Origin of the sequence: Acinetobacter sp. LCT-H3 (assembly GCF_001866125.1) — a bacterium.
Classification (GTDB): domain Bacteria; phylum Pseudomonadota; class Gammaproteobacteria; order Pseudomonadales; family Moraxellaceae; genus Acinetobacter; species Acinetobacter schindleri.
This window is the reverse complement of record NZ_MODX01000027.1, coordinates 24,120-33,306: the sequence shown is the minus strand read 5'-3', so window position 1 is coordinate 33,306 and position 9,187 is coordinate 24,120. Positions and strand designations below refer to the sequence as shown.

The 9,187-nt window shown below is 40.9% G+C and carries 6 protein-coding genes and 1 pseudogene; 1 reads left to right on the top strand and 6 read right to left on the bottom strand.

All coding sequences use genetic code 11. The features are described from left to right. A pseudogene (locus tag BK820_RS12580) lies at nucleotides 1–341 on the top strand (MFS transporter); the annotation flags it as partial. Nucleotides 342–844: 503 nt separating this feature from the next. Here BK820_RS12580 and BK820_RS12575 read toward each other — a convergent pair. The 6 genes from BK820_RS12575 to uvrB all read right to left on the bottom strand — a co-directional run bounded on the left by BK820_RS12575 (nucleotide 845) and on the right by uvrB (nucleotide 8,836). Beyond that, complete coding sequence (locus tag BK820_RS12575) at nucleotides 845–1,219, bottom strand: winged helix-turn-helix transcriptional regulator (RefSeq protein ID WP_005221474.1); 375 nt, start codon at nucleotides 1,217–1,219, stop codon at nucleotides 845–847. A 185-nt stretch (nucleotides 1,220–1,404) separates the two neighbouring features. Then, entirely contained in the window at nucleotides 1,405–2,862 is a 1,458-nt protein-coding gene (locus BK820_RS12570; RefSeq protein ID WP_071321106.1) for a glyceraldehyde-3-phosphate dehydrogenase, read from the bottom strand. 240 nt (nucleotides 2,863–3,102) lie between these two features. Next, nucleotides 3,103–4,869, bottom strand: coding sequence for a hypothetical protein (locus BK820_RS12565; RefSeq protein WP_071321105.1), 1,767 nt, complete (start codon nucleotides 4,867–4,869; stop codon nucleotides 3,103–3,105). A 109-nt stretch (nucleotides 4,870–4,978) separates the two neighbouring features. Then, complete coding sequence (rarD, locus tag BK820_RS12560; RefSeq protein WP_071321104.1) at nucleotides 4,979–5,917, bottom strand: EamA family transporter RarD; 939 nt, start codon at nucleotides 5,915–5,917, stop codon at nucleotides 4,979–4,981. A 157-nt stretch (nucleotides 5,918–6,074) separates the two neighbouring features. Beyond that, a complete protein-coding gene (locus BK820_RS12555; protein WP_048881537.1) occupies nucleotides 6,075–6,662 on the bottom strand; it encodes a lipocalin family protein in 588 nt (195 codons plus the stop codon). Between the two features lie 152 nt (nucleotides 6,663–6,814). Beyond that, nucleotides 6,815–8,836 (bottom strand): excinuclease ABC subunit UvrB, encoded by a 2,022-nt coding sequence (gene uvrB, locus BK820_RS12550; protein ID WP_008304885.1) that lies wholly within the window; start codon nucleotides 8,834–8,836, stop codon nucleotides 6,815–6,817. Between the last annotated feature and the right edge of the window lie 351 nt (nucleotides 8,837–9,187).

Here is a 9,187-nt window from a genome sequence, read left to right as displayed (position 1 = left end):
TAATTAACGGAACCACATTACTGCCCTTATATTTTGCGCAGCAGAATATTGTAATCTACGCGATTGGCGTATTGATGGCTTATTTTGGCCTGACCGCGTTCCATGTATTGAATCAGAATCTGGTTTATCGGATTGATTTAAAATCACGTTCACGGATTAATGCCGTGTATATGACCATTTATTTTAGCGGCGCAGCTTTGGGTTCACTGGGTACAGTCTATGCCTGGGAGCATTTTGAGTGGATCGGTTGCGTGGTACTTGGCTTTATTTTCTCGATTGGAATTTTACTGATTGATCGGTGGGATTTCAGGAAGAGGCTTGAGATAAAAATTTCATCTTAATTGACCTCTCCTTAACCCTCTGCTTTAAGGAGAGGGAAATTTATTAATTTTTTTAATTCCTTTTTACCGCTTTCGTCACTTATCAGCTCTTTTAAAACCAAACACTCTTTTTTAGAAAAATACAATCATCGTCAAATAGATGAAGTTGTCTTTTTTAAATGGTCATAATTATCATCGCCAACTAAGACCATATTTTTCAATATATTATATTTAGTCTCCACCTTAATTAATTGCATCAATATACTTATATTGTTGAAATATAAGCTCTGTACTTTTTTGTTTTTTTCAACTTGTATAAATCATCAACACCGCTATAGGTGCAAACATTGTCGCCGACCAAATCAAAAGATTTTTTTTGCAGTAGACTTATCTTCTACAAACATTTGTATCAGCGCATAAAGAGCAATACTGATCGCACATAAAATCCAATAGATTACCAATTAAAGTAGCAACCAAATTTTCTGACTTTTTCATTTATTGCTTCCTCAAAAGCAATTTAGCTTCTATTTTGGAACACGTTCTTTATTTTCTAAAATCTCCGGCAGACTACGCTCTAACCAGCCAATCAGATAATTTATTTTTTCTGCGGCCTGTGAACCAGTAATGGTCAACTGATATTCCACTTTTGGTGGTACGACAGGATAGACTGTTCTTAAAATGAACCCGTCCTGCTCCAGCATTTTTAAAGTCTGGGCCAGCATCTTTTCACTCACCCCTTCAATGCGCTGTTTCAGCTCACTGAAACGATGTACGCCATCACTTAAGCAACGTAACACCAGAATCGACCATTTATTGGCTAAGTGTTCCAGTATTTCACGTGAAGGACATTCTGTTGATAAAACCTGACCCAGTAATTTACTGGTTTCATAAGCTGACATAATATTTCTCTTAATTTATAAACTTACTTTTCAGCATGTACTTTCATTTAGAAAGTTATCAGATCAAGAATTCATCAGCAAGGTTATTTTCAAATTAATATTCCATTTAAATCCAAAACTTAAACCTAAAAAACATGCAATAAAAAAGAGCCTCAAATGAGGCCCTTTTTTCAGCTCAATACTAATTATGCATTAGTTTCAGCAGGAACTTTTGGATAGCTTACGCCGCCCATTTGTTCAGCGATACGTAATACTTGGCAGCTATAACCTACTTCGTTATCGTACCAAACATAAGCAGTTAAACGGTTGCCTGAAGTGATAGTCGCTTGCGCGTCAAATACACCTGCAGTACGTGAACCGATAAAGTCAGAAGATACAACTTCAGTCGAGTTGGTATAACCAATTTGACCTTGAAGGTTAGAATTGATAGAGATTTGGCGAATGTATTCATTCACTTCGTCACGATCAACTTCTTGACCCAAAGTCAGGTTAAGAATCGCAAGAGATACGTTTGGTGTAGGTACACGTACAGAGTTACCTGTCAGTTTACCTTGAAGTACTGGAAGCGCTTTTGCAACGGCCTTAGCAGCACCAGTTTCAGTAATTACCATGTTCAGTGTAGCAGCACGGCCACGACGATCAGCTTTGTGGTAATTGTCGATCAGGTTCTGGTCGTTCGTGAACGAGTGAACTGTTTCAACATGACCATTGATCACTGTGTACTTGTCGTTTAACACTTTCAGTGTTGGAGTGATCGCGTTCGTTGTACAGCTTGCTGCAGAGATGATTTTGTCTTCATCAAGGATGTCAGCCTGGTTTACGCCATATACAACGTTCTTCATGTCACCTTTACCAGGTGCAGTCAGAATGACACGCGCAGCGCCCGGGCATTTCAGGTGTTGAGCAAGACCTTCCGCATCACGCCATTTACCCGTGTTGTCGATTACTAGTGCGTTTTCGATACCGTATGCAGTGTAATCCACTTCAGATGGATTAGATGCATAGATCACTTTGATGAACTGACCATTTGCAATAATTGCTTCATTTTCTTCATCTACAGAGATCGTACCCGCGAATGGACCATGGATTGAGTCACGACGTAATAATGACGCACGTTTTTCCAAGTCACCGTCAGATGATTTACGAACCACGATTGCTTTCAGGTTCAAGCCACGGCCTAGACCTGACTGGCTGATCATCAAACGTGCAAGAATACGGCCGATACGACCAAAACCGTAAAGTACAACGTCCTTACCTTCAACTGAAGTTGCATTGCCTTCAAGAGATTTCACAGCGTCAGCAACGAATGCGTTAACATCACCACCTTTTGCTTTGAATTCAACAGCAAGTTTGCCTAGATCAATTTCAGCAGTACCGATGTTTTCAATTTTCGCCAATGCTTCAAGGACTGGGAAAGTGTCTACAACAGAAAGCTCAACGTCCAGTACACGAGTACGACGATGCGCTTTAAGGATCTGGATTACAGAACGGTTAATTAAAGAGCGACCGTAAACTGTAGCTACGATATTTTTTTCACGATATAACTGACCTACTAGGGCAATCATACGCTCCGCGAGTTCTTCACGGTTTTTCCAGCGACCTTGGTGCTCTGCATGGAGGGCAACGATAGTGTCTTTGCTCACAGATACGTCCTCTAATTAATTGTAAATCTAAGCATAAATTTCAAAACCCCATAATTGTAATGGAATTGGCAGCAAGTTTGAATCGAAAGCTGCCAAAGTCTTGAGGAAAAAGGCCTATATTCACTATAAATTTTGAAAATAGTTGTAATTAGTCAGATGATTTTGCATTTAAAAATCGAAAAATAACATTTTTCAAGCTCTAAACCAGATTTTTGTTAAATGTTGTTTATTCACACAAATCTAAATCTCGAAGTTGACTGCATTTTCATGATCCAGTTGCAGCCTGCTGCCTGCTGAAAAATTCATATCCAAGCTCATAGAAGCATTAAAGTTTTCCACATCGAAATCATCATAAGTTTCTGGCAAATGAATCAGTACAGGTAAACGGGTGAGACCATTATCTCCACAAGGAAAGGCATAGTGACGCTCAACTTTCTGGAAACTTTGCAAACTTTCAAATTCTAGAAATACACTGCTGTTTTCATGGGTTCTTGGCACCTGAATAATTTCCAGGAACATGCTACGTTTTAACTGCTGCAATTTATTCAGTGCAATTTCTATTGCCTCATCTGAATTATCTTTACGCCAAAGCTTTTTCAGCATGGATTTTTTTTCATATTCGGCTTTCTGACGGTTCAACGTATTGATATATTTTTTCAGATCCCGATATTGCTGCACATTATCGGCAATCGTGGTTTGAATATCTTTAATCGGCTGCTCGGAACGCTGATGCATTACCTGCCATTCATTCCGGTTCATCGGAATAAAGGTTTCACCCTTACGCTTTTCCAGCAAACGGATAAATGCCAATAACTTATATTCGAAATTCTGGATATAGGAATTAAACATAAATCCTGGCTGAGCTTTGAAGTCCCGGTAATAGGCTAAAATTTCAGTAAAGATTTTATGTACATGTAAATAGAGATAAGCAAACTCTTCAATATGCGACAAATGATCACGAATCGCATCCCGCATTGGCAGCAGCAATTCCCGTGTCAGAATTTCCTCCAACTGCTTCAAATGGCGTTGCGCAACAACATCGGCATTCTTTTCGACCACTTGAACCGGTTCGACCAGCAAAGGTAATAACTTTAGTTCAGAGACCTGCTCCAGATTATGCACAATGTCCCTGACGTCCAGATGGATCTGGCTTTGCAAGGTTACCATTCGCTGCATCTGGGATTTCAGTGTCTCTACTACCTCTTCATTCATATCCTCTTTCAGATCCAGAACCAGAATATTCAGATAAACTTGACCTTCTAATGCACCTTTTTCTTCTATGAGGAAGCGACGAATAGAATACGGGTTTTGTTGTACATCCATCACAGGCGCAACGATAAATAAAAACTGTGAAGTGCGGACAATATCAAAATGACGGATTTGCTGTTCTTTAATCAGAAAATAACGGAATAGCGGATGTTGCATTTCCGCAGTCTGTTTTTTTAATAAAGGTTTATACCAGTAGCCCAACAACTGTTGCTTGATAAACACTTCAATAATGAAGCATTTAACCTGCTGTTCAGTGAGCTTACGTACGCCTTCGATCGGCTGTAATTGAAGACCACGAATAATTTCAGCAGCATTCAACAAAAAAGTACGACGTAGCTCCAGCTTTTCACGCTGCATCTGGAAGTTTTCATTGACTTCAATTTTATCAATCTGCTCGAGCACGTTTTCCAGGTAGTCGGCAACTTGCAAGCTGTCATTTAACCCGAGCAGGCTTTTCAAAGAGAGACCGAACGTGCTGGCATAATAACGCATCCGGTCATTCAGAAATTTTTGGCTTAAAGCTTCTACCGAATGATAAGCCTGATAACGGTATTGATTGGTTTCCTGATCCCAGAGAATTCTTTTTGGCTTTAAAATCTGAAAATTGATACTTTCCTTGAGCTCAGGCGAGATATCTGCCAGAACGGCTTTAAGCTCCCGCTCCCATTCTAAATCGAGGCTCGGTTCCAGTTGGGATAAATGTGCACGTAACTGATATGGAATCGCAATCTGTGACATGTTTATCCCCTTTAAATATAACGAACATTCTTTTAAACAAAATGGTACATGAATTAGATAACATTTACGTCAAAATTATCTGACGAATATCACACTTATGCAAATAGCATTATTCATTATTTTTTTTGAGTTTTTCCAGTTTTTCAGCTTTTTTTTCAAGTTCATCTTTTTTCAACTGCTGCTGTTTTAAATGCAATATTCCTTCCACAATCAGCACCATCACCGCTAGCCAAATCGGGATATAGGTCAGCCATTCTCCAGATTCTACCCGTTCCCCAAGTGCCATCGAGGCAAAAGCCAGTAACACTGGCTCCAGATAGCTCAGCAGACCAAAAATCACAAAAGGCAGATAACGGCTTGCCAGAATATAACTACCTAAGCCTAAAGCACTTAAGAAACCCAAACCCAACACTGCCAAGATGAGATGAGTGAAATTGACCATTAGCTTGAGAGAATCGCTATGTACAAAGCCCAGATAGAAAGCCACTGGCAGAATCAGACACAAGTCCCACCAGAATCCACCCAAGTGATCCGTACCAAAGCGACGGCGCAGGAAGAAATACAGTGGATAAGCCAAAGCCACATAGACCGTTTCCCAGGCAATAAAACCAATCCGCCAGATTTCATGTCCCACGCCCAATACCGCACAAACCACCGCCGCCATCTGCCAGGCAGACAATTTTTCTTTATAGAGCACACAGCCAACCAGAACCATCACCAAAGGCAACAGGAAATAACCCAGCGACACTTGCAGGCCGCGACCATTAATCGGCCCCCATAAGAATAACCAGAGTTGGGTTGTACAAAGTAAAGAGCTAATAATTAACCAGATCAGAAACGTCGGCTGCTGTAGAATTCGCTTAAAAATACTGCCGATATGATTGAGATCACCTGACCACCACATAAACGCCGTCAGAAACGGGAGGGTCGCCAACATACGCCATGCAAAGGTTTGCTCACTGTCTAGTGGCTGCAGAAAAGGCGTGAAAATATAAAGCACACCAAAAACCAGTGACGCCAGCACTGACAGCGCGATCCCTTTATACATTCACTACCCCAAAATCTCTTTGCGCGCATTATATCGGGATGTCTTCAAGAATACTTGTCTCTATTCTTTGATCGAATGATAAATTTTCAAGGTGTAGCTTCTGATTGTATAAATATAAAAAAACCATGCCGAAGCATGGTTTGAGGATAAACTGAGTTTATCGCGCAGTTTGTTTGGTGTGAATCACATCACTCAGGTCATAACCGACTGACTGTGCGTATTGTAAATATTCATTCACTACATTTTTATCCAACTGCGGGTCACGTGAGAGTATCCACATATATTTACGTTTAGGCTCACCGACCAAAACGGTTTGATAGTTTTCATCCAGTTTCAAGACCCAATAATCGCCACGTCCGACAGGAATCCAGCGAATGAAGTCTGGCAAGAAACTGACTTTTAATTTGGTATTTTGGGGTGGATTTTGCACAAATGCCTCACCCCCTGACTGGGTTTGTTCACCATCTTTTTTAATACAGCGGTTATCAACCACGATATTGCCATTTTCATTCAAAGTATACGTTGCTGTGACATCACGGTCACACTTATTCTGAAAATATAAAGGCTTACGCGCCACTTCGTACCATTTACCCAAATAACGGTCCAGTTCAACTTTTTCCACAGTCGGTAATGACTCTTTTTGCGCATATGCCATGGTCGTAGCGCCCAAACCCAGAAGAACAGCACTACCAATCGCAATTTTGGCAATTTTTAGACTTGCCTGAGAAAAATTCTTAGTTGTCATAAAGTATCCTTTCATTCACACAGATGAGTGAACCACATGTTTTTGTAAAATTTTATCTGTAACAACAATAACGTCATCGTGTGAATGATTGTGTATCGATATGTAAGATTTATGATTAGTTTTGCACAACTAATCATAGGCAGATCAATTGCTTAACTCAGCATCTGAGCCTTCAAGCGTAGAATTTCATCACGCAAACGCGCTGCCTGTTCAAACTGCAGTTCTTTAGAAGCTTTCAGCATCTCTTTTTCAAGTTTAGTCATATGCTTTGCAAACAGTTTTGGATCTGCCAGCAGATGCCGCTCATCCGCACTTAAAGCTTTAGCCTGATCTGAGATACGTTCATCAATTTGATCATCATCGAGCACCTCTCCAGTATCGATTTCCTTGATCACCTGACGTACGGCACTGCGTGGGACAATACCATGCTCTTCATTAAACTGAATTTGTTTGGTACGACGACGATCCGTTTCATCAATTGCTTTTTGCATGGAGTCCGTAATCCGGTCCGCATAAAGAATTGCTTTACCTTTCAAGTTACGTGCAGCACGACCAATGGTCTGAATCAGCGAACGTTCGGAACGCAGGAAACCTTCTTTATCTGCATCCAGAATCGCTACCAAGGACACTTCTGGCATATCCAGACCTTCACGTAACAGGTTAATCCCGACCAGCACATCGTAAATACCGGTACGCAATTCATGAATAATTTTTACCCGCTCTACAGTGTCGATATCTGAGTGCAAGTAGGCTACCTTTACGCCATATTCTTTCAAATATGAAGTCAGGTCTTCTGCCATACGCTTGGTTAATGTCGTCACCAGTACACGTTCATTCAGATCTTTGCGGATATTGATTTCGGACAATACATCATCGACCTGGGTCAGCACTGGACGGATTTCAATTTCAGGATCGACCAATCCTGTTGGACGCACCACCTGCTCTACAATTTGTTCTGACTTTTCCAGTTCATATCGTGCTGGCGTTGCACTGACATAGACCGTGGTTGGAACAATACGTTCCCATTCCTCAAATTTCATTGGACGGTTATCCAGTGCACTCGGCAAACGGAAACCATAGTTCACCAGATTTTCCTTACGTGAACGGTCGCCCTTATACATCGCACCAATCTGTGGAACGGTTACATGTGATTCATCAATAATCAGCAAGGCATCATCAGGTACATAATCAAACAGTGTTGGCGGTGCTTCACCTGAAGGACGGCCAGATAAATGACGTGAATAGTTTTCGATGCCATTGGTATAGCCCAGTTGCTGCATCATTTCCAGATCATAACGGGTACGCTGTTCGATACGCTGTGCTTCTAATAATTTGTCATTCTCACGGAAAAACACCAGGCGCTCTTTCAGCTCTTCTCGGATGGTTTCAATGGCACGGGTCAGATTATCCTTTGGTGTGACATAATGGCTTTTTGGATAAATTGTCACACGCGGTACTTTGCGGATCATTTTGCCAGTCAATGGATCAAACCAGCGGATCGAATCTACCTCATCATCAAACAGCTCGATACGGATTGCATTCTGGTCCGATTCCGCAGGGAAAATATCAATAATTTCACCGCGAATACGATAGGTACCACGCAGGAACTCCAGTTCATTGCGGGTATATTGCATCTCGACCAGACGGCGAATAATATCATCCCGACCAATACGATCCCCTTCCACCACATGCAGTAACATACTCATGTAGGCATTCGGATCACCCAAACCGTAGATTGCAGAAACTGAAGCAACAATAATGGCATCACGGCGTTCCAATAAAGCTCGTGTTGCGGACAACCGCATCTGGTCAATATGATCATTAATTGCTGAATCTTTCTCGATAAAAGTATCGGAAGATGGCACATAGGCTTCAGGCTGATAATAATCATAGTAACTAACGAAATATTCCACCGCATTATTCGGGAAGAATGCCTTAAATTCGCCATAGAGCTGAGCTGCCAAGGTTTTGTTATGTGCCATGACAATGGTCGGGCGTTGTGTCCGCGCAATCACATTGGCCATAGTGTAAGTCTTACCCGACCCTGTTACGCCTAGCAATAGTTGATTCTTATAGCCCCGCTCAATTCCCTGAACCAGTTTTTCAATGGCTTGTGGCTGATCGCCAGCAGGTTGATAGCTGGTCACTAAATCGAAAGGGGTTTTATCAGACATAATTGGCGGCAATTCACTGGCAATATTTTGTTGCTCTAATTATGGGGTTAAATCTGAATTACTCAATGCCTAAACAGGTGTCTATTTGGTAAAAATTGAAGTCTATAAGTAACTTAATGGAATGATTACAAAACAGTTCCATCTCATCTTATCCGCCTTGAATATTTTATTAAATTTCAAGAATATTTATTTAAAAATTAGCTAATAATATTTAAGAACTCAAGCAAGTGGCACGTTAAACATCTCTATGAAGATAGCTAAAATTCAGTTACATAAAGTTCTAATTTCTCTTGAGACTTTTGCTTTCTTATAGACACAATTTGCCTTGACCCCTAGCAATTTCAAAGGCAA

Excerpts from the sequence above, each read along its gene's own strand:
- rarD (WP_071321104.1), bottom strand. The coding sequence starts at position 5,917 with ATGTATAAAGGGATCGCGCTGTCAGTGCTGGCGTCACTGGTTTTTGGT.
- BK820_RS12565 (WP_071321105.1), bottom strand. The coding sequence starts at position 4,869 with ATGTCACAGATTGCGATTCCATATCAGTTACGTGCACATTTATCCCAA.
- uvrB (WP_008304885.1), bottom strand. The coding sequence starts at position 8,836 with ATGTCTGATAAAACCCCTTTCGATTTAGTGACCAGCTATCAACCTGCT.
- BK820_RS12575 (WP_005221474.1), bottom strand. The coding sequence starts at position 1,219 with ATGTCAGCTTATGAAACCAGTAAATTACTGGGTCAGGTTTTATCAACA.
- BK820_RS12555 (WP_048881537.1), bottom strand. The coding sequence starts at position 6,662 with ATGACAACTAAGAATTTTTCTCAGGCAAGTCTAAAAATTGCCAAAATT.